This window comes from Streptomyces sp. NPDC085524 (assembly GCF_044541755.1).
GTDB lineage: Bacteria > Actinomycetota > Actinomycetes > Streptomycetales > Streptomycetaceae > Streptomyces.
This window is the reverse complement of record NZ_JBITTH010000016.1, coordinates 19,367-40,502: the sequence shown is the minus strand read 5'-3', so window position 1 is coordinate 40,502 and position 21,136 is coordinate 19,367. Positions and strand designations below refer to the sequence as shown.

General features: G+C 73.8%; 15 protein-coding genes. 6 read left to right on the top strand and 9 right to left on the bottom strand.

Translation table 11 applies throughout. The annotated features are described in order from the left end of the window. Positions 1–52: 52 nt before the first annotated feature. Positions 53–2,257, bottom strand: a complete 2,205-nt coding sequence (locus ACIGFK_RS24165; RefSeq protein WP_400053542.1) for an MMPL family transporter — start codon at positions 2,255–2,257, stop codon at positions 53–55. 219 nt (positions 2,258–2,476) lie between these two features. Between ACIGFK_RS24165 and recQ the strand changes: the two genes are divergently transcribed. Continuing rightward, positions 2,477–4,471, top strand: coding sequence for a DNA helicase RecQ (gene recQ / locus ACIGFK_RS24160; RefSeq protein ID WP_400053540.1), 1,995 nt, complete (start codon positions 2,477–2,479; stop codon positions 4,469–4,471). A gap of 19 nt (positions 4,472–4,490) precedes the next feature. Here recQ and ACIGFK_RS24155 read toward each other — a convergent pair whose 3' ends face one another. After that, positions 4,491–5,312 (bottom strand): dienelactone hydrolase family protein, encoded by an 822-nt coding sequence (locus ACIGFK_RS24155; protein ID WP_376658294.1) that lies wholly within the window; start codon positions 5,310–5,312, stop codon positions 4,491–4,493. 132 nt (positions 5,313–5,444) lie between these two features. On the opposite strand from ACIGFK_RS24155, the gene ACIGFK_RS24150 reads away from it, so the two are divergent. Together ACIGFK_RS24150 and ACIGFK_RS24145 are read left to right on the top strand one after the other, a co-directional pair. Continuing rightward, a complete protein-coding gene (locus ACIGFK_RS24150) occupies positions 5,445–6,365 on the top strand; it encodes an ABC transporter ATP-binding protein (protein ID WP_376658293.1) in 921 nt (306 codons plus the stop codon). Next, positions 6,362–7,183 (top strand): ABC transporter permease subunit, encoded by an 822-nt coding sequence (locus tag ACIGFK_RS24145; RefSeq protein ID WP_376658292.1) that lies wholly within the window; start codon positions 6,362–6,364, stop codon positions 7,181–7,183. The genes ACIGFK_RS24150 and ACIGFK_RS24145 overlap by 4 nt, the downstream gene beginning before the upstream one ends. A gap of 89 nt (positions 7,184–7,272) precedes the next feature. Here ACIGFK_RS24145 and ACIGFK_RS24140 read toward each other — a convergent pair whose 3' ends face one another. Beyond that, the gene (locus ACIGFK_RS24140) at positions 7,273–8,193 is read right to left on the bottom strand and encodes an MBL fold metallo-hydrolase (RefSeq protein WP_400053538.1); all 921 of its coding nucleotides are present in this window, start codon (positions 8,191–8,193) and stop codon (positions 7,273–7,275) included. 101 nt (positions 8,194–8,294) lie between these two features. Here ACIGFK_RS24140 and ACIGFK_RS24135 point away from each other — a divergent pair, with 101 nt between their 5' ends. Continuing rightward, complete coding sequence (locus ACIGFK_RS24135) at positions 8,295–9,200, top strand: helix-turn-helix domain-containing protein (RefSeq protein WP_376658290.1); 906 nt, start codon at positions 8,295–8,297, stop codon at positions 9,198–9,200. A 192-nt stretch (positions 9,201–9,392) separates the two neighbouring features. Continuing rightward, positions 9,393–10,196 carry an N-formylglutamate amidohydrolase gene (locus tag ACIGFK_RS24130; protein WP_400053537.1) on the top strand — a complete coding sequence of 268 codons (804 nt, stop codon included), beginning with the start codon at positions 9,393–9,395 and terminating at the stop codon, positions 10,194–10,196. A gap of 60 nt (positions 10,197–10,256) precedes the next feature. Here ACIGFK_RS24130 and katG read toward each other — a convergent pair whose 3' ends face one another. The 6 genes from katG to ACIGFK_RS24100 all read right to left on the bottom strand — a co-directional run bounded on the left by katG (position 10,257) and on the right by ACIGFK_RS24100 (position 19,302). Next, positions 10,257–12,440: a catalase/peroxidase HPI gene (gene katG / locus ACIGFK_RS24125; protein ID WP_376658288.1), complete on the bottom strand. Its 2,184-nt coding sequence runs from the start codon at positions 12,438–12,440 to the stop codon at positions 10,257–10,259. A 195-nt stretch (positions 12,441–12,635) separates the two neighbouring features. Continuing rightward, on the bottom strand, positions 12,636–14,198 hold the full coding sequence (locus ACIGFK_RS24120) for a DUF4139 domain-containing protein (RefSeq protein ID WP_386470377.1): 1,563 nt from the start codon (positions 14,196–14,198) through the stop codon (positions 12,636–12,638). Positions 14,199–14,206: 8 nt separating this feature from the next. Beyond that, positions 14,207–16,312: a DUF4139 domain-containing protein gene (locus ACIGFK_RS24115; protein WP_400053640.1), complete on the bottom strand. Its 2,106-nt coding sequence runs from the start codon at positions 16,310–16,312 to the stop codon at positions 14,207–14,209. A gap of 70 nt (positions 16,313–16,382) precedes the next feature. Further along, entirely contained in the window at positions 16,383–17,183 is an 801-nt protein-coding gene (locus ACIGFK_RS24110) for a VOC family protein (RefSeq protein WP_400053535.1), read from the bottom strand. 116 nt (positions 17,184–17,299) lie between these two features. Then, positions 17,300–18,463 carry an agmatine deiminase family protein gene (locus ACIGFK_RS24105; RefSeq protein ID WP_386470380.1) on the bottom strand — a complete coding sequence of 388 codons (1,164 nt, stop codon included), beginning with the start codon at positions 18,461–18,463 and terminating at the stop codon, positions 17,300–17,302. Between the two features lie 245 nt (positions 18,464–18,708). Next, positions 18,709–19,302: a TetR/AcrR family transcriptional regulator gene (locus tag ACIGFK_RS24100; protein WP_376658284.1), complete on the bottom strand. Its 594-nt coding sequence runs from the start codon at positions 19,300–19,302 to the stop codon at positions 18,709–18,711. 176 nt (positions 19,303–19,478) lie between these two features. On the opposite strand from ACIGFK_RS24100, the gene ACIGFK_RS24095 reads away from it, so the two are divergent. After that, entirely contained in the window at positions 19,479–21,086 is a 1,608-nt protein-coding gene (locus ACIGFK_RS24095) for a serine/threonine-protein kinase (RefSeq protein ID WP_400053532.1), read from the top strand. The last annotated feature ends 50 nt before the right edge of the window (positions 21,087–21,136 follow it).

Here is a 21,136-nt window from a genome sequence, read left to right as displayed (position 1 = left end):
GATGCCTGCGGGATGCGTGACGAGGGGGGAGTCGGAGGGGGCGGCCGGCCGGTCACCGGCGCGCGGGGGTCCGGGTGCAGAGGGGGGTGCGGACCGGGGCCCGCTTGCGGGCCGGGGGGCACCTCCCGGAGGCTCCCGGGGGAGGCCGGGGCGCCGGCCGCGGCGGCCCCCTGCGCAGCGGCCGCGGCGCCCACCAGTTCAGGCCGCCCGCCAGGCGCATGAGCGCCGGTACGAGGACGCCCCGTACGAGCGTCGCGTCGAGCAGGACGCCCAGGGCCGCGCCGATCCCGAAGAACTGGAGGAGGGAGACCCGGGAGGCGCCGAAGCCCAGCAGGGTGAAGGCGAGCAGCGCGCCGGCGGTCGTGACGATGCCGCCCGTGCGGGCGATGCCCGAGACGATCGCGTGGGCGTCGTCCTGCCCTGCGTCGTGCGCCTCCTTGATGCGCGCGAGGACGAACACCTCGTAGTCCACCGACAGTCCGAAGACGATGCAGAACAGCAGCACCGGCATGGTCGTGCTGAGGGGTCCGGGCGTGAAGCCGAGCAGCCCCTGCAGATGGCCCGTCTGGAAGATCCACACCATGGCCCCGAGGACGGCCGTGAGGCTGAGGGCGTTCAACGCGATGGCCTTCAGGGGCAGGAGCACGCTGCGGGTGAATCCGAGCAGCAGCGCGAACGTGGTGAGGGTGATCACGCAGAGCGCCGGCGGCAGCCGGTCTCCCACGGTGGCCTTGGCGTCGACGAGCACGGCGCTCGGTCCGCCGACCAGCACCTCGGTGCCCGCCGGGGCCGGAGCCCTGCGGACCGCGTGCACGAGCTGCTGGGCGGCCTGCGACCGCGGGTCGGCCAGCGGCACCACCGAGAGGCGGGCCGGGCCCTCGCCGAAGGGTCCCTTGACCTGCGCGACCTGCGGGAGGGCGGCCAGCCGGCGGGCGTACTCCGCACGGGCCTGCGGGGACGACCCGCCCGTCATGACGACGGTCAGCGCGTCGGGGCCCTTCATGTCGAACGCCTCGCGCACCAGGTCCCCGGTCCGGCGGACGTCCGCGCTCGTCGGCAGCGCCCGGTCGTCCGGGGTGGCGAATCCGGCGTGTGCGAACGGGGCGGCCAGCAGCACGAGCAGACCGATCACCGGCAGCGCCGCGGCCATCGGGCGGCGTACGACGATCCGCGCCAGCCCCTCCCAGAAGCGCGAGCGCGAGCCCGCGTGCACCCGGCGGCGCCACGGCACGGGCCAGGCGTTCACCCGCTTCCCGAGCAGGGTGAGCAGGGCCGGCAGGACGGTCACGGCGCTGACGGCCGCGATCGCCACCACGGCGATGCCCGCGTAGGCGAAGGAACGCAGGAAGTACGGAGGGAACACCAGCAGCGTCGCGAGCGCGGCGGAGACCGTCGCCGCGCTGAAGAGGATCGTGTGGCCCGCGGTGCGCACGGTGCGCACGGCGGCGTTGCGGGGCCGGTATCCGGCTGCGAGCTCCTCACGGAACCGCGAGACGATCAGCAGCCCGTAGTCGATGCCCAGCCCCAGGCCGAGCGCGGTGGTGAGGTTCAGCGCGAACACGGACACGTCGGTGACGGCGGCGAGGACGCTCAGGACCAGCAGCGTCCCCGCGATGGCCAGGACCCCGATCAGCAGGGGCAGCGCCGCGGCCACCACGCTGCCGAACACCAGGACGAGCAGGACGAGGGTGCCCGGCAGGACGACGGACTCGGCCCGCTTCAGATCGGACTCCGCGACGTCCTGGAGCTCGGCGTCGACCAGCGCGGGCCCGCCCACGTGCACGGCCAGGCCCGTCGCGGGCGCAGCCGGGGTGGCCAGTTCGTCGCGCAGGCCCTCGACCCGCTCCGCCAGCCGTTCCCCGTCGCCGTCCACGTGCGCGACGATCATGGCCGAGTGGCCGTCCCGGCTGCGCAGCTCGGCCGCATCGCCGGTCGTCCAGTACGAGCTCACCGCGCTCACGTGCGGCCGGGCGGCCAGGCGCTTCACCAGCGCCTCGCCCGCGCGCCGCTCCGCCGGGTCGTCCACGTAGCCGCCGCGCGTCTGCGCGACGACGACCAGGTTGGGGGAGGCCCCCAGGTGCTCGGCGGCCACCCGGGCGGCCCGGCTGGACTCGGAGCGCGGATCGTCGTAGCCCTGCGTCTTCAGCCGGCCGGCCGACGAGGCGCCGAACACGGCGGACAGCACCAGGAAGACGAGCGCGGCGAGGAGGACGAGCCGGGGGCGGCGGGTCACGAAGACCCCTGCACGGGGGTACATGATGCCTCCGATCCCATCCCGATCTCGCTGGCTGCGCTCCTCCCGCGGTGCGCGGGAGAGCCGGTTTCCACCGTGCCCGGGGGAAGGGGCGGAGCCGTAGCCCCGGCAATTCGTCACTTGACAGGAGCCGACGGGCGGTGTCCGGGCCTGTGGACGGCTCCGTCCACAGGCCCGGACGGAAGGGACGGGTGTGTCGGCGGGTGCCGCTAGGCTTCTCGAATGGCCCTTCCGGACGCGTCCCCCGAGATCTCCGATGCTCTGCGTGTGCTCCACCGCGTCTTCGGTTACGACTCCTTCCGCGGTGAGCAGCAGCAGATCATCGAGCAGGTGACCGGCGGCGGCGACGCCCTCGTGCTCATGCCGACCGGCGGCGGCAAGTCGCTGTGCTACCAGATCCCGGCGCTCGTCAGAGAGGGCACGGGCATCGTGGTGTCGCCGCTGATCGCGCTGATGCAGGACCAGGTGGACGCGCTCACCGCCCTCGGCGTGCGGGCCGGATTCCTCAACTCGACGCAGGACCCGTACGAGCGGCAGGCCGTCGAGCAGGCCTTCCTCGCCGACGAGCTGGACCTGCTCTACCTGGCGCCCGAGCGGCTGCGGATGGAAGGCACGCAGCGGCTGCTGGACCGCGGCAAGGTGTCGCTCTTCGCGATCGACGAGGCGCACTGCGTGGCCCAGTGGGGCCACGACTTCCGGCCGGACTACCTCGCGCTGTCCATGCTGCACGAGCGCTGGCCGAAGGTGCCGAGGATCGCACTGACGGCGACGGCCACCGAGGCCACGCACGCCGAGATCGCGAAGCGGCTCGGACTGGAGGACGCCAAGCACTTCGTCGCCAGCTTCGACCGGCCGAACATCCAGTACCGCATCGTCGCGAAGAACAATCCGCTCAAACAGCTGCTGGAGCTGATCCGGACCGAGCACGAGGGGGACGCCGGGGTCGTCTACTGCCTCTCGCGGGCCTCTGTGGAGAAGACGGCGGCCTTCCTGGTCGAGCAGGGCATCGACGCCGTGCCGTACCACGCGGGAATGGACGCCCGCGCCCGCTCGGCGAACCAGTCGCGCTTCCTGAGGGAGGACGGGGTCGTGGTGGTGGCCACGATCGCCTTCGGCATGGGCATCGACAAGCCGGACGTGCGCTTCGTGGCCCACCTCGACCTGCCGAAATCCGTCGAGGGCTACTACCAGGAGACCGGCCGCGCCGGCCGCGACGGCGAACCGGCCACGGCATGGCTGGCGTACGGCCTCCAGGACGTGGTCCAGCAGCGCAAGATGATCGACGGCTCCGAGGGCAACGAGGCGCACCGCCGGTCGCTGGCCATGCACCTGGACGCGATGCTCGCGCTGTGCGAGACGGTCGACTGCCGCCGGGAGCGGCTGCTGGAGTACTTCGGGCAGCTGGGCGGGCCCTGCGGCAACTGCGACACCTGCCTGACGCCGGCCGAGTCCTGGGACGGGACGGTCGCCGCGCAGAAGCTGCTCTCCACCGTGTGGCGGCTGGCGAAGGAACGGCGCCAGAAGTTCGGCGCGGGCCAGATCATCGACATCCTGCAGGGCAAGAAGACGGCCAAGGTCATCCAGTTCGACCACGACGCGCTGTCCGTGTTCGGAGTCGGGGCCGACCTGGGCACCGCGGAATGGCGCGGGGTCGTGCGCCAGCTGCTGGCGCTGCGGCTGCTGGCGGTGGAAGGCGACTACGGCACGCTCGTCCTCACGGACGACAGCGGCGAGGTACTGGGCGGGCGCCGCAAGGTCACGATGCGCAAGGAGACGGCGGCGGCTCCCGCCCGCAAGGAGTCCGGGTCGCGCAAGGAGAAAGGCTCTCGCGTACCGGTCGACCTGCCGTCGGCGGCGGTACCGGTCTTCGAGGCGCTGCGCGCCTGGCGGGCCGCGACGGCGAAGGAACAGGGCGTACCGGCCTACGTCGTCTTCCACGACGCGACGCTGCGGGAGATCGCGACGCGGGTCCCCGGTACGGCGGAGGAGCTGGGCACGATCGGCGGCGTCGGCGAGGCCAAGCTCGCGAAGTACGCCGAAGGCGTGCTCGACACCCTGGCCGAGGCCCACGCCGCGGTCCCGGCCCCGGCCGCCCCGCCGGCGGCCGAGTCCGTCCCGGCGGCGGCCGCCTCTCGTCCTGCGGCCCCGCACGAGGAGGAGGAGCCTCCGCCGTTCGACTTCGACGAGACGGACCCGCCGTGGGACGACTGGGAGTGACCCGCCGCCGGGGGCTTGGCTAATCGCCGAGCAGGCGGGTGCGGAACAGGCCGAGCACCTGGTCCAGCGCCGCCCGGGTGGGTTCCCCGGGGGCGTCGATCAGATGCTCGGTCAGGACGGAGTGCGGCGGCAGCACGGCCTCGGGGTTGGCGCTGCCGTCGTCCAGCTCCACGGCGACGAAGGCATCCCCCAGCTCGCGCCGCAGGAACGCGAACCGGTCCCCGGGGACGAACTTGTCGCCCTTGAACCGCAGCCCCAGGACCTGCAGCCCCTCCCGCTCGCACCGCCCCCGTACGACGGCCAGCTCCGCCGGGCTGATGTCGATCACCCCCGACCGGCCCGCCGAGACGGCCACCGGCAGCGAGGGCTGCGACAGCACCGGGGCGACCAGCCGGGGGTCGGTGGCCATGGCCAGGGCGAACCCGCCGGTCAGGCACATGCCCACGGCGCCGACGCCCGGGCCGCCGCACCGCTCGTGCTCGTGGGCGGCCAGGGCCCGCAGCCAGGCCACCACCCGGGAGCTGCGGCCCGTGGCCAGCAGGGTGAACTCCCGGCTGACGCACACCTTGAGGATCGACGAGGCGCCGTACCGGGCGGCGCCGAGCCGGCCGTGCGCATCGGGGTGGGGGTCGCGGCCGGGCTCGCCGAACAGCACCGGGAGCACCGCCGTGCAGCCGATCGCGGCGACCCGGTCCGCGAACTCCAGCACCTTCGGCGTGATGCCCGGTATCTCGGCCATCACGATCACGGCGGGGCCGGTGCCGCGCCGCAGGATCCGGCGTTCGGTGCCCCCGTGGGTGAACGTGCTCTTCTCGTAGCCGGACAGGTCGTGGTCCGTCATGACTCTCCTCGTCCCCTGCGCGCACCGGGTCGTGCCGGATCGTGGCTGATCGTGCCGGGAGGACTTCGCCGGCCCCGGGGGAGTCTGGCACGCGCGGGGGCGTGCCCGGGGGCGCGGGCGGAGACTGGGGGTATGCGGATGGATTCGCGTGCCATCGAGCTCGGCGGCCTGACCAAGGCGTACGGGCCGGTCGTCGGGATCGAGGCCCTGAGCCTGACCGTGGACGAGGGGGAGGTGTTCGGGTTCCTCGGCCCCAACGGAGCGGGCAAGACGACCACCCTGCGCTGCCTGACCGGTCTGCTGCGGCCCACGGCCGGGCAGGTCAGGGTGCTCGGCCTGGACCCCGTCCGCGAACACCGCCGGCTCGCCGGGGCGCTCGGCTACCTCCCGGGCGAGCTGCGGCTCTACCCGGAGCTCACGGGCGCACAGACCCTGGACCTGCTCCGCTCCCTGCAGGGGGTGCCCGCCCCGCGCCGCGGCGAGCTGTGCGAACGGCTGGGGCTGACCGCCCCGGTCCTGCGCCGCACGGTGGGCGGGTACTCGCGCGGCATGAAGCAGAAGCTGGGGCTCGTACAGGCGCTGCAGCACGATCCCCGGCTCGTCGTCCTCGACGAGCCGACGGAAGGGCTGGACCCGCTGGTCCAGGAGACGTTCTTCGAGCTGATGGCGGAGACGGCGGGCGCCGGGCGGACGGTGCTGCTGTCGAGCCACGTGCTGCCCGAGGTGCAGCGGGCCTGCGGGCGGGTGGCCATCGTCCGTGAGGGGCGGCTGGTGACGGTGGAGAGCGTCGCGGCCCTCCGGGAGGCGCGGGCGCGCCGGATCCGCCTGCACTTCGGCGACGGGAAGGGGGCGCGCCCCCTGGGGCGCGCGGACCGGTGGGCGCCGCGGTGGGAAGGGGACCGGGTGGAACTGCTCGTGCCCCCGGCCGAAGTGGTGAGCGCCCTGCGGAGCCTGCTCGCCATGGGCGTCGCCGACGTGACCGTCGAAGAAGCCGGGCTGGACGAGGCCTTCCTCGACCTCTACCGCAACGGCGCCGCGCAGGAGGGGCCGTGAGGACCCGGTGGCCGTTGTTCTGGCTGGCGCTGCACCGGCGCCGCCGGATGCTGATCGCCCTGGTGGTGGGGATGGCCGTCTTCGAGACGCTCATCGTGGTCGTGGCCAACGCGATCGCGCCGGGGCAGCTGTTCGCGGCGGGCGGCAGGCAACCGCCGTCGGTGTACAGGGCGTTCAGCGGGTCCGGTGGCGACGTGTCGATCGCGAGCTACCCCGGGCTGCTCGGGGCGGGTCTGATCCACCCGTTCTGGATCGCCATGCAGCTGACCGCGATCGGTTCGCTGGCCGCCGCCGCGGTCGCAGCGGACGTGGAGTCCGGGACGATCGAACTCGTCATGGTGCGCCCGGTCAGCCGCAACCGGCTGCTGACCGAACGTGCGGCGGCGCTGGGCCTGGCCGTCCTCGCGCTGAACGCGGCGGCCACGGCCGCGGTCGCGGTGGGGGTCCGGCTGTCGCCCGGCATCCACCGGGATGTGCCCCTGAGCGGGGTCCTCGCCGCCGGGGTGATGGGGTGCGGCTTCGCGCTGTGCGTGGCCGGCCCGGCGCTGGCGGTATCGGCCGGGGGCCGGCGGCGCGCCCAGGTGGTCGGCGTGACGATCGCGATCGGGGCCGTCGGCTTCGCCCTGAACTTCATCGCCCTGGCCTGGTCGAAGGCGGCCCCGCTGCGGTTCGTCAGCCCGTTCCACTACTACACGCCGGGCGATGCGCTGGCCCGGGGCCAGGTGCTGTGGCCGCAGCTGGGCGTCCTCGTCGGAGTCGGCGTACTGGGCCTGGTGTGCGCGTACGCACTGCTGAACCGGCGGGACCTCGCGCCGTAGCGCTGCGGCCGGAGCCAGGGCAGGGCCCGGCCCGGGAGGCGCCGCGGTGTACGGGCGCCCGCCCGGGCACGGGCCCGGCGGCCCTGCCGTCAGCCCTCGCCGCCCGGCGTGTACGAGGCGAACGGCGCCCAGCCCTTGATGGCGAAGCCGCCGCCGTCCCGGACGACCTCGGCGGCGCCGTGGCCGCCGAAGTGCGCGGGGACCAGCAGCGCTCCCTGGTCGGCGGCCCGGCCGAGCAGCCTGCGGCGGGTGGCCCGCGCCTGCCCCGCGTCCTCGCAGAAGCAGCTGTTCGCGTCCGGCTCCAGGATCTGCACCGGGCTGTGCAGCAGGTCCCCGACGAACAGGGCCCGGTCGCCGCCCGAGGCGAGGGCGAGCACGGAGGATCCGGGCGTGTGGCCCGCGGCCAGCTCCAGCCGCAGGTTCGCGTCGATCCGGTGGCTGTCGCCCTCCCACAGCAGGGTGCGGCCCGCCTCGTGGACGGGGGCGACGCTGTCCTCGAAGGCCTGGACGTTGCCGTCGCCGAGCACGGAGGCGTGACCGTTCGCCGGGTTCCAGAAGTCGAAGTCGTTGCGGTGGATCAGGTAGGTGGCGTTCGGGAAGGCGGGAACCCAGTCGTCGCCGTCCAGCCGGGTGTTCCAGCCCACGTGGTCCGCGTGCAGATGGGTGTTGACGACGAGGTCGACGTCCTCGGGCCGTACCCCGGCCCGGGCGAGGTCGTCCAGGAAGCCGGTCTCCTGCCGGTCCCAGGGCATGCCGGGGCGCGCCTTGTGGTTGCCGCCGCCCGTGTCGACCAGGATGGTGCGGCCCTCGCTGCGCAGCACCCAGGTCTGCAGGGCCGCGTTGGCGACGGGCGGCTCGCCGTCGACGAACTCCGGCTGCAGCCAGGCCGATTCCTCCTTCCAGACGTCCGTGCTGCTGTCGGGGATGAAGCCGTGGGGGGCGAGGCCGAGGGGTCCGTAGTACTCGCGGACCCGGCTGACGCCGACCTCGCCCAATTCGATGGTGTCCATGGCCCCCACACTCGGCGCCGCCGCCGCGGGCAGCCACACCCTTCGCTGCCTATCCCCGGCAGGGAGCGGCTGGCGGCCGGGTTCCCGCGGATACTGGGCGCATGGACGGACAGAGCTCTCTCGGCGCGTTCCTGCAGGCCCGCCGCTCCCGGCTGCGGCCCCAGGACATCGGCCTCGACACGTACGGGGAACGGCGCCGCGTCCGGGGGCTGCGCCGTGAGGAACTGGCCCTGCTCGCCGGGGTCAGCGCCTCGTACTACGCCCGCCTGGAGCAGGGGCACGCGCACAACGCGTCACCGGAGGTGCTCGACGCGATCGCCCGCGCCCTGAGGCTGGAGGAGATCGAGCGCCGCCACCTGCACGACCTGGCGGGCGCCGCGGTCCGGCGGCGTCCGGCCCGCCGCCCGCCGGCGGAGCGGATCGCACCGGCGACGCGTGCCCTGCTGGACTCCATGCCCGACGTGCCGGCCGTGGTCACGGGGCGGCGGACCGACGTCCTGGCCTGGAACCCGCTGGGCCACGCCCTGTTCGGCGGCCATCTGGACCCCGGCGCACCGGAGCGGCCCGCGGACCGCCCCAACAACGCCGCGCTCATGTTCCTCGACGCCCACACCCGGGACCTGTACGCCACCTGGGAGGAGAAGGCCCGGGCCGTCGTGGCCTCCCTGCGCTACGCGGCCGGCCGCCACCCCGACGACTCGGCCCTCGCCGCCCTCGTCGGGGAACTCAGCATGCGGAGCCCCGAGTTCGCGACGATGTGGGCCGACCACCGGGTACGGCCCTGCACCATCGCCGAACACAGGCTGCGGCACCCGCTGGTCGGGGAGTTCACGGTCACGCAGCAGGCGCTGACGATCTCCGAGGACCAGCTCCTGGTGGTGGCGACCGCCCCGGCCGGCTCACCGGGCCACACGGCCCTCCGCCTGCTGGCCCAGGCCACGCGGCCCGGCCCGGCAGCGGCCCCGGCGCTCCGGGAGGAGGGCGCTGAAACGATCCGGCAGCCCTGACGGGACGCCTCGGCCCGCATCGCCCGCACGTGACGCCGGCCGGGCGGCGACGACCCGGCGTCATCCGGCCCTTCTGCGGGGTCGTTCGCCCGTTCGGCCGTACTCCGCACGCCCGCGGGGGAGGATGTGGCACGTCAGGCCCTGCCGGGCGCCCGTCGGCGGGCACGGTCCCGCCCCACCGAGGAAACGCCCATGAACCACTCGCCCGAGCCCTTCCGCCTCCTCCCCGGCGCCGGAACGTCGCCGGTCATCCTGCACGTGCCGCACTCCTCACGCACCGTTCCGGAGTCCGTCCGCGCCGGCATCGTGCTGGACGACGGGGCGCTCGAACGGGAGCTGGACCACATCACGGACTCCCACACCGCCGACATCGCCGCAGCCGCCGCGGCCGGATGCGCGGTCACGCCGTGGCAGTTCGTCAACGGGCTGTCCCGGCTCGTCATCGACCCCGAGCGGTTCCCCGACGAGCGCGAGGAGATGCTGGCGGTGGGCATGGGAGCGGTCTACACGCGCACCACCCACCGGGAGCGCCTGCGCCCGGACGGCTTCGACGGCCGGCCGCTGGTCGAGCGCTGGTTCCGTCCGTACGCGGAGGCGATGACGCGGGCCGTGGAGGACCGGCTGGAGGCTGCCGGGCGGGCCGTGATCATCGACGTGCACTCCTATCCCACGGAGCCCCTCCCGTACGAGCTGCACGGCGACGGCAGCCGCCCGCCGATCTGCCTGGGCACGGACCCCTTCCACACTCCGGCCCGGCTCCTCGCCGCGGCCGAGAAGGCGTTCGCGGGCTTCGGCGGCACCGGGCTCGACAGCCCCTTCGCCGGTACGTACGTGCCGCTGGAGCACTACGGCAAGGACGACCGGGTCAGCGCGCTGATGGTCGAGATCCGCCGCGACGTCTACATGTCCGAACCGGGCGGACCGGCAGGCCCCGGCCTCGTCGCACTGGCCGCAGCCCTGGCGGAACTCGCCGACGCCGCCGGGCAGGAGGGCTGACGGCGCCGCCGGGACGTCCCGGCCGTCCGGCGCGGAGCCGGCCGACCGGGACACCGGGGCTCAGACGAGGTCGAAACGGTCCAGGTTCATCACCTTGACCCACGCCGCCACGAAATCGCGCACGAACTTCGCTCCGGCGTCCGCGGACGCGTACACCTCCGACAGCGCCCGGAGCTCGGAGTGCGAACCGAGGACGAGGTCGACCGCCGTGGCGGTCCACTTGGCCTTGCCGGTCGCGCGGTCCCGGCCCTCGAAGACGTTCTCGTCCGCGGCCGACGCCTTCCACTCCGTAGCCATGTCCAGCAGGTTGACGAAGAAGTCGTTGGTCAGTGTCTCGGGCCGGTCGGTGAACACGCCGTGCGAGGACTGCCCGAAGCCGGCGTTCAGGGCCCGCATGCCGCCGATCAGGACCGTCATCTCCGGTGCCGTCAGCGTCAGCAGGCTGGCGCGGTCCAGCAGGAGCGTCTCCGGCGAGAGCTTCTCCCCGGCCCGGAGGTAGTTGCGGAACCCGTCCGCCCTGGGCTCCAGTACGGCGAACGACTCCACGTCGGTCTGCTCCTGCGAGGCGTCCGTGCGTCCGGGGGCGAACGGGACCGTGAGGTCGTGCCCGGCGTTCTTCGCCGCCTGCTCGACCGCCGCGCAGCCGCCCAGGACGATCAGGTCGGCGAGCGAGATCTTCGCGCCGTTCTGCGCGTTGAAGTCCTGCCGGATCCCGTCGAGGGTCCGCACCGTCTCGGCCACCTCGGGCCGGGCGTTGACCTCCCAGTCCTTCTGCGGCGCGAGCCGGATCCGGGCCCCGTTGGCGCCGCCCCGGTTGTCGGTGCCGCGGAAGCTCGCCGCCGACGCCCACGCGGTGGCGGCCAGCTGGGAGACGGACAGCCCCGAGGCCAGCACGCGGGCCTTGAGGTCGGCGACGTCCTGGTCCCCGACCAGAGCGTGATCGACCGCGGGGACCGGGTCCTGCCACAGCTGCGGCTCGGGGACCCAGGGGCCGAGGTAGCGCGAGAGGGGGCCCATGTCGCGGTGCAGCAGCTTGTACCAGGCCCTGGCGAACGCATCCGCGAGCCGGTCCGGGTTCTCGTGGAAGCCCTTCGAGATCGGCCCGTAGACCGGATCCAGCTTCAGCGAGAGGTCCGTCGTCAGCATCATCGGAGCGTGCCGCTTCGACGGATCGTGCGCATCGGGCACCGTGCCCTGGGCGGAGGCGTCGGTGGGGGTCCACTGGTGCGCACCGGCGGGACTCGTCGTCAGCTCCCAGTCGTACTTGAACAGGTTGTCCAGGTAGCCGTTGTCCCACTTCGTCGGCTCGGTGGTCCAGGCGCCCTCGAGGCCGCTGGTGATCGTGTCGACGCCCACGCCGCTGCCGTGGCTGTTCTTCCAGCCGAGGGCCTGCTGCTCGATGGGGCAGGCCTCGGGTTCCGGGCCGACGTACTCGGGACCGACGGCGCCGTGGCACTTGCCGAACGTGTGGCCCCCGACGATGAGCGCGACCGTCTCCTCGTCGTTCATCGCCATGCGCCCGAACGTCTCGCGGATGTCCCGGGCCGCGGCGATCGGATCCGGGTTCCCGTTGGGGCCTTCCGGATTGACGTAGATCAGCCCCATCTGCACGGCGCCGAACGGACCGGTGAGTTCCCTGTCGCCGGTGTAGCGCTCGTCTCCGAGCCAGGTGTCCTCGGGCCCCCAGAAGATCTCCTCGGCCTCCCAGATGTCCTCCCGCCCGAAACCGAACCCGAAGGTCTTGAACCCCATGGATTCCATGGCGCAGTTTCCGGCGAACACCAGAAGATCGGCCCACGAGATCTTCTGCCCGTACTTCTGCTTCACGGGCCAGAGCAGACGGCGTGCCTTGTCGAGGCTCGCATTGTCCGGCCAGCTGTTCAGGGGTGCGAAACGCTGCGCGCCGGAACCGCCGCCGCCCCGGCCGTCGGCGATCCGGTACGTTCCCGCCGCGTGCCAGCTCATGCGGATGAAGAGCGGCCCGTAGTGGCCGTAATCGGCGGGCCACCAATCCTGCGAGTCCGTCATCACCGCGATGACGTCCCGCTTCAGGGCGTCGACGTCCAGGGTCGCGAATTCCTTGGCGTAGTCGAATTCCTCGCCCATCGGATTGGACTGGGGCGACTGCCGGTGGAGGACCTGGAGGTCCAGCTGGTTCGGCCACCAGTCCCGGTTCGTCCTCGGGGGAGTCGGGGTGGGGGTCGGGGAGGAGATTGCGGGGTTCTCGCTTTCGCTGCCGGACACGTCCGTCCTTCTTCCTGTCGCGCTGTTTCCATCTGCTGGTTCGGCGTCCGTATGGTCGCGCACCGCAGACCGCACAGCCACGAGAACACGCAGGGCGTCGGCTACGGCATTCAGCCGCAGTCCGTCCGGGGTAAGCGTGGAAAATAGGATGGTCTTTTCGTGGAAATGCCGCCGGGCTCATTGCTCCGGCCGGGATCAGAGACCGGCGACCTTCGAACTCGCCGACACCTCGTACACGAGCGTGACCGTGCGGCGCCCGCCCGGGGGGAGCGGGACGTCCCAGCGGGCGATGCCTTCGGCGTCGACCGCTCCGGGAGCCGGGGAACACGCGTCCTTCCGCAGACGCACCTCCACCGCCGACACCTCGGAGACCGGAATCCGCTCCCGGAGGACGACCACCCGGTCCCCGCGCTCACCGGGGGCCGAGAACCGCGACAGGTGCAGCCGGACCGTGCGGGTGACCACGGTCCGCTGCATGATTCCGGCGGTGTCCCGGGCCTCCTCGGTCTCCCGGACCACGCCGTGGTCGTCGCAGCTGCCGAAGGCGAGCTCCACGGCCGCGCCGGGCGCGGTGAAGTCCAGCGTTCCCCGGCCGCTGAAACCGCTCCCGCGCACCAGGTCCACGGGCCCCGCGAGCAGCGCGTGGCCGGACCGGTTGTCGCACCGCACCACCTGCGTGACCAGCGGCGACAGCTCGGGCGAACAGGCGTACTCGCTGCTCGCGGCCGCGGTGAAGACGGAGACCGGCACCCGGTGGGCCCGGCCGTCCCCGGGTACGGAGACCGGCACGGGGGAGTTCAGCACGCGCGCCTCGCCGCCGTCGTCCACCCCCGGCAGACCGAGCACCGGGGCCGGGCCGAGGGCACCGATCTCCTCCTCGCGCAGCTCGACGTCGACCGTGCGTCGCTCCGCCGCGGAGCGGTCCTTGAGCGTCAGCACGTCCTCGCCCAGCCGCGGCGGATCGCCGGCCAGCGCCGAGCGGGCGGTCGACAGCGTCAGCCGTACGTCCGACCAGTCCTCGCCGGTGCGCTGCCAGACCACCGCGTCGGTCTCCAGCGTCAGGGCGTCCCCGTCGAGCACGGCCCGGTAGGAGGGCCGCCACAGCGCACACGGGGTGAGGTGGCCCAGGCGCAGCCCGACCGGCCCGGCGGCCGCGGTCTCCACGGTCAGCTCCACATGGCCGACCAGCTCGGCGGGCTCCTCCTCGGAGAGCAGCAGCGCCCGCCGGGTCTCCCCGAGCTCGGCGGCGAGAGCTGCCAGCCGGGCCTCCACGGCGCGCAGCCGCTCCCCGTACGTGTCGCGCTCCTCGTCGACCCGGTCCAGTTCGCGGTCCCAGCGGGCGCGCTCGGTCTCCCCGGAGCCCGCGCCTTCGCCGATCTCGCGCAGCAGGTCGGCGGCGAGGCGGGCGAGCAGCCCGAGGCGGGCCAGCAGCCGCTCGCGCTGCCGCTCCAGATCCCGCTGCTCCTCCTCGAGGGCGTGGACGCGGTGGCGCAGGGCCGAGTCGTCCTCGGCGGACGGCACCGGCCCGCGGGGCGTCCAGCTGCGCACGATCCGTACGTCGAGCACGGTCGCCGCATGCTCGGCGGTCAGCTCCGCGTGGAGGGTCCGGTCGACGGCCAGCGCGCTGACCGGCCCCAGACGCAGGCGCTGGACGCCCGCCTCCAGATCGAGGACGGCGGTGCGCTCCACATGGGCTCGGTCCTCGAGGCACGTGACGGCGGTGACGGGAAGGGGGATCGGCTCCGGGACCGTGGACATGGCGGTGGTCAGCTCCTGCGGTTGCCGCCGACCAGGGCCTTGCCGGTCGGGATGCGGATCTCGTAGCCGCCGTCGAGGGCGGCAGTGGCGCCTGCGGGGAGGTCGAGGCGCCAGATGCGGGTGCCCCGGGCGTGGTGCTCGGGCCCCTCGCCTTCCCCGGGCTTCGTCCAGTCGGCCCGTTCCTCGATCCGGACGTCCGGTTCGGAGGTGACCGGCACCCGCTCGCGGACTTCGACGGTGACGGGCCCCGCGAGCCGGTTGGCCAGCTCCACGTGGACGCGGTGGTCGAGCACGGTGGTGTTGCCCCGCAGGCCCGAGGTCGACTCGTTGAGGTTCGTACGGCGGGTGACCCGGATGCCCTCGGCCGGCCCGAGCCCCACCCGGCGGACACCGCCGGGCGCGAGCGTGGGCAGGGCGGCGGTCAGCAGGAAGTCCCCGTCGACGACGACCTCCACCGGACCGGCCAGCAGCGCCTGTTCCGTGGCGTTGGAGAGCACCAGCGTCGCGTACACCGTCTCCTCGACGGACGGCACGCAGAGGTACTCGGTGCGCAGGCCGACCGGGATCTCGCCCACGGTGACGGTGTGCCAGGTGCCGTCCGACGGGATGTCGGCGCGGGCGGCGGCGTCGAAGCGGTGGTCGAAGGAACCGGCCGACTCGCGGGGCCGTACCGCCTGCCCGGGCAGCGGCAGCGAGGCCACGGCTTCGGCACGGCGGCGGCACTCGTCCGCCCCCGGGTCGGCGGCCGGGCCGGGGAACAGCCGGCCCCGGCGGGCGCCCGGCTCCTCCGGACCGCACAGGACGAGGGCCGCGTAGTCGAGCTCGGCACCGCTCGGCCGCGGCGGACCGGAGACCGGGTCCGGGGCGGGAGCGGGAGTGGGCGGCGGCGCGGCCATGCCGGGCGCCGCCGGAGCAGCGGGCGCCGCGGGAGCAGGCGCAGCCGTCCGGGCGGGGGCACCGGCGAACGACCCGGCACCACCATGCGGCCTGCCTCCGGCACGCTGCCTGGAGGCGGCCGGCCGGGGGACGGGCTGGGCGGCGAAGTCGGGCATCGCCCCGCCCACGGCCCCGGGCACCGGGGCAGGGGCCGGCGGGCCGCCGTAGGCCTGCGGCACGGGTGCCGCTGCCGGTAGCGGAGTAGGCGGCGGCGGGGGAGGCGGCGGCGGAACGGGAGCCGTCGCCGTGCCGGGGCGGGGGCCGGCGGCCTGGTAGCCGGTGAACAGGCCGGCGAGGCCCGCAGGCGGCTCGCGCCAGCCGGACGGCGCGGGGGCGGGCTGACGGCGTCCGATCCGGACCGAGCGGAGTTTCGGCAGATCCGTGCGGCGCCGCAGGTCCGCGGTGGCCAGGGCGATGCGGACGCCGGTCCAGTCCTCGCCGGTCCGCTGGGCGACCGACGCGCGCAGCACCAGGCGGCCGGCGCCCTCGCCCTGACGGTGGGTGAGCCGGTAGCCCGGCACCCAGACCGCGCCCGGCACCCCGTACTCGACCTCGACCTCCACCTCGTCGTCACAGGTGCCGTCGAAGGTCAGGACCGCGCACACGGTGGTCTCCACGTGCGCGGACGGAACGTCGGTGGAGGCGCGGGAGAGCCGGTCGGTGGCGACGGCGAGCTCGTGCCCGAGGCCGCGCAGCGCCTCCTCCAGCTCGACGAGGCGGGTGTGGAGTCCGTCCAGCCGCTCGTCGACGAACTCGGCGAGCTCCAGCCACGCGTCCACCGGGGTGCGCCGGTGCGGGTCCTCGGGCTCGCGGGCGGGCGGGACCGGGTGGAGGGACCTGACCTCTTCGATCCGGCTCAGCTGCCGGTCCCGGCGCCCCTGCGCCGCCGCGAATGCGTCGCGCAGCCGCTCGACGTCACGCCGCAGCGCGTCGGGCGTGCCCGTACCGAGCGGCTCCGCCTCCACTTCCAGCCGGGCCTCGGTGACGCGGACCCCCGGGGTGCCGAGGACACGGGCCCGCAGCGAGCCCGGGTCCAGCGAGCGGGGCAGTCCCGTCACCCGCACCCGGCCGTCGGAGGGCACGGTGCCCCGGGCCAGGCGGCGGCAGAGCGCGCCCTGCGCGTACACCACGACCGAATCGAGGGTCGCCCCCCACCTCTGTTCTGCCTCTGCCGCCATGTGCTCCGCCCCCACCGCGTCCATGCTGAGCGAAGCCTACGCCCGAACGGGTGGGAGCACGTCAACAGCACTAGCTCGGGCTGGGGGTGAGCACCACGAAGTCGGCGTTCGACGGGTCGAGGCAGACGGCCAGCCGGCCGACGCCCTCGGCGTCGTCCGGACCCATCTGCACGCTGCCGCCGTTCCCGGTGACCGCGGCGTCGCAGTCGGTGACGTTGAAGACCGGGTGCCAGTACGGCCGTCCGCCCGCCAGGGAGAGGTGTTCCGCGGGAAGCTGCATCAGGCCGCCCTGCATGCGCTCCTCGGGGAGTCCGGCGGGGGTGATGAGGGTGTACGTGCCTCCGCCGCCCGGCAGCTCCATGTCGCTGAACCGCCAGCCGAAGACACCGCCGTAGAACTCCCGCGCGGCCGCGGCGTCGCTCGTGTACAGCTCCGTCCAGGACAGCGAGCCCGGTTCGTCGACCAGTTGGACGCCGCTGTCCTTCCCCGGCTGCCACACGGCGAACTGACCCCCCGACGGGTCGTCGTACTGCGCCATCCGGCCCCACTCGCCGAGGTCCCGCGGCGCCACCCGCACCTTCCCGCCCGCGCGCTCGACGAGCCGGGTCGTGGCGTCCGCGTCGGAGACGCTGAAGTAGATCATCCAGGCCGAGCGCGCACCCTCCTCGGTGAGCTTGCCGAGGCCTGCGACCAGCTTGCCGTCCTTCCGGAACATCCCGCCTTCCATGTCCCCGCCCTCTCCCTCGCCCCCGCCCATGGGCTCGTACTCCCAGCCGAGTACGGCGCCGTAGAACGCGGCGGTGGCACGGACGTCGGGAGCACCCAGGTCGAGCCAGCAGGGGGAGCCGGGGACGAAGTCGGTGGTGATCATGGCGCGTGCCTTTCGGGATCGAGTACGACCCCAGCCTGGCACCGGACACCGCCGCCCGCGCGTCGGCGGACCGGGGCGGGCGGCGGTGTCGGGAGCCGTGTCCTCGAAGGGACGCCCTAGTCGGCGGGCTTGCCCGGCTGTTCGTGGGTGGAGCAGTGGATGCCGCCGCCGCCCGAGGCGATGGTGTCGATCCTGACCGGCACGATGTCCCGCTTGGGGAAGTGCTCCTGGAGGATCCCCCGCGCCCGGTCGTCGGCCTTCGCGTCGCCGAAGCGGGGCATGAACACCGAGCCGTTGGCGACGTAGAAGTTGGCGTACGTCGACACGAAGTCGTCGCCGTGGCCCGTGATCCTGTCCAGGTCGGGCTGCGGCAGGTCGACGATCTGCAGGCGTCGCCCGCGGGCGTCGGTCGCCTTGGAGAGGACGGACCTCGCCTGGTCGGAGGAGCGGGACCAGGAATCGGGGGGCGTGCCCGGGAAGGCCTTGTCCAGGAGGACGACGCCCGGGGCCGCGAAGCGCACGAGGCTGTCGACGTGCGCGTCGGTGATGTCCTCGCCGCGCACGCCGGCCAGCCAGATCACCTTCTGGACGCCGAGGGTCTGCTTGAGTTCCGCCTCGATCCGGTCCCGGCTCTTGCCGGGGTTGCGGTTGTCGTTGACGATCGAGCTCTCCGTGATCAGGAGGGTGCCCTCGCCGTCCGTCTCGAAGGAGCCCCCTTCGGCGACCAGCGGCGCCTGGATGCGCGGGATCTTGTACTTCTCGAGCAGCTTGCGGCCGACCTGGGCGTCGTTCGTGTGCTCCTGCTTGTTGCCCCAGCCGTTGAAGTTGAAGTCGACGCCGGCCGGCTTGCCGCCGTCCTCGATGAAGACGGGGACGGTGTCACGGGCCCACAGGTCGTCGACCTCCACGGGGATGACCTCGACGCCGGAGCCGCACGCCTTCTGGGCCGCGGCCTGCTGGTCGGGCCTGGCCATCATCACCACGTACTCGTACTGCGCGATCGCGCGCGCCACCCGGGCGATGTCCTCCCGTACGTACGGCAGGTCCTGCTCCCATACGGAGGCCAGGGCGGGCCAGGACATGAAGGTGCGCGTGTGGCTCTCCCACTCGGCGCCCAGGTGCCGGGGGCCGGTCGGCGCGGGGGCCTGGCCGGAAGGGGTGGCCTGGGTGCCGGGCCGTCCGGTTTCGCCGGGGCCGCACGCCGCGGCGCCGAGGGCGAACGCGCCGAGGCCGGCGAACGTGCGGAGGACCGCACGGCGGGATGCTGAGAACGCGGACACGGTTGACTCCGATCGTGAACTGGCGGGATGAAGCTAGCCGTGGATGCCGGGCATCGCGGGGACGCGTGGCGCAGGGGCGACGATCGGGGCCTGCTTGGAGCACGGCGCGTCAGCTTCACCGTACGTGGGGTCGGTCCGCCAGGGCGGGCGAGCCGCCGGAACGACACTCTGACACTGACTGAAATTTCAGTCAAATCCTTGGGTGCGCGGTGCGCGGATGGGGGAGTGCGGGGCGGACGGTGCGGTCAGTCCCCGCCCAGCCGGCGCAGGTGGCCCAGTTCCACTTCGACGGCGTCGAGCATCAGCTCGCGGGCGTGCGACACCTGCAGCACGCCGCTGAGCCAGCGCATGCTGAGCCCTTCCAGCAGTGCCGTCAGCCGTTCCGCCGAGGACGTGAGCGCGGGGGCCGGTGTCAGCGGCAGCGCGCACGCAAGCAGATAGGCGACCTCCTGGACCCAGCTCAGGCCGGCCTTGGCCAGGTCCTCCCGCAGATCGGGCTCGAAGATCGCGCTGGCGCGCAGTTCGCCCCAGGCCGTGCTGTTCTCGCGTACCGCGGCCTCGTCCTGGAACTCGAGCAGGAGGGACTGCTCCAGGGCCTCGCGCGGATCCTCCGGGAACGGGTCCGTGTCGTCGAGGCTGCCCGTGTATCGTTCCGCGCGGTCGTTGATGAACTCCAGGGTGCGGCGGAGTATGCCGGCCCGGTCCTTGAAGTGGTAGTAGACGAGCGCCGTGGACACCCCGGCTTCGGCCGCCAGTTCCTCCACCCGCAGCCCGCGGACCCCCCGCCGGGCTATGAGCCGGGCGGCCGCTTCCAAGATTGCCGTTCTGCGGTCCGTCACTGCCTGATCCCCTCCTCACCGTCTCGGCCGCCATCGTCTCACATTGACTGAATCTTTAGTTAGCGGCACGATGCGGGGGCAGTCGGCTCTGCCCTGCACGGTGCCGCTCGTGACCGTGGAGGCGCCGGGGCGGGCCGCGTCCTGCGCTTCGTACATATCGCCGAAAGAGCCACCGCATGTCCGCTCAGCTTCCCGGTGTGCAACACGCCCACAAGGCCCTGTCCGCCGACGACCCCCACGAGATCGGCGGCTACCGCCTCCACGCCCGGCTCGGTTCCGGCGGCATGGGGGTGGTGTACCTGGCCTACACCCCGGGGGGCCGCCCGATCGCGCTGAAGGCGGTGCGTGCGGACTTCGCCGGCGACCCCGAATTCCGCCAGCGGTTCGCCCAGGAGGTCGCCAGCGCCCGGCGCATCCACGGGCTGTTCACCGCCCAGGTGGTCGATTCGGGGGTGGACGCCCCCACCCCGTGGCTGGCCACCGCCTACGTGCCCGGCCCGTCGCTGCACGAGGTGGTGCAGCGGCACGGTCCGCTGCCGGTCCGCACGGTGCTGCTGCTCGTGGCGGGGATCGCCGAGGCGCTCCAGGCGATCCACCGGGCCGGGGTGGTCCACCGGGACCTCAAGCCCGCCAACGTGCTGATCGCCGAGGACGGTCCGCGCGTGATCGACTTCGGGATCGCGCGCGCGGCCGACGCCACCGCGCTGACCGGTGTCGGACTGCGGATCGGCACTGCCGCGTTCATGGCGCCGGAGCAGGCGATGGGCCTGCCGGTCACCCCGGCGAGCGACGTCTTCGCGCTCGGGTCGCTGGCGGCGTTCGTGGCCGGGGGAGTGCCCCCGTTCGGAGCCGGCGCGGAGTCGGCCGCCCTGTACAAGGTGGTCCACGAGCAGCCGGACCTCGACCGGGTGCCCTACGACCTGCGCGACCTCCTGTCGTGGTGTCTGGCCAAGCAGCCCGGCGACCGGCCCGCACCGGACGAGCTGATCTCGGCCGTGCAGGCCCACCCCGCGGTCGGCCACCGCCTGGAGTTCACCGACGGCTGGCTCCCGCACCAGGTCAGCAGCGAGATATCGGGGCGCGTCCAGCAGCCCGCGCCCGGCCCCGCCCCGGTCCCCACCCCCACCCACCACCAGCAGACGCTCGCCGCCCCCGCGGCCCCGTCCGCGCACCCCGCGACCGGCGTCCGGCCCGATCCGCCCGCCGCCCGCCGTGCCCGCCGGCGCGGGCGCCGACTGCCGGCCACCGCCCTCGCGGCGGCCACCGCACTGGTGCTCGTCGGCGCCGCGGCCTACTACCTCGACGCCCCGGAGGAGGCGGAGGCCGAATCGCCCTCCGCCTCCGCGAGCCGCACCTCGCCGCCCGTCTCCCGGCCGGCCGGCCCGTCCCCCTCGGCGTCGTCGTCGGCCGGCTTCAAGGCCGGCTACGCCGATGCCGAGCTGACGTCGCCGGACGCCGGCTACGAATTCGACCTCAGGACGGGGAAGGTGGTCCCGGCGGAGAGCGCCGCCTGGTACCTGGCCCGCACCCAGACCGAGTTCGTCGCCCCCGAGGACAGCGACGCCTTCATCGCGGCCGGGAACGAGCTGAGCCCCGCCGACTGCGTACGAGGGGTCGAGACGGGGCCGGTGACCACGATCGCGTTCACCGCCCTGAGCGGCGGGCGCCCGTTCTGCATCCGCAGCGCCGACCAGAAGGAGATCGCCGTCGTGCGCCTGGTCTCGGCCGCACCGGGCGGCGGACCCGTCACGGTGGCGGTGAGCCACCACCGCAGAACGGGGTGACGGCCGACGGGCGGACCCGCTCCCCGCGGTCACGATCATCCGGGTAAGGT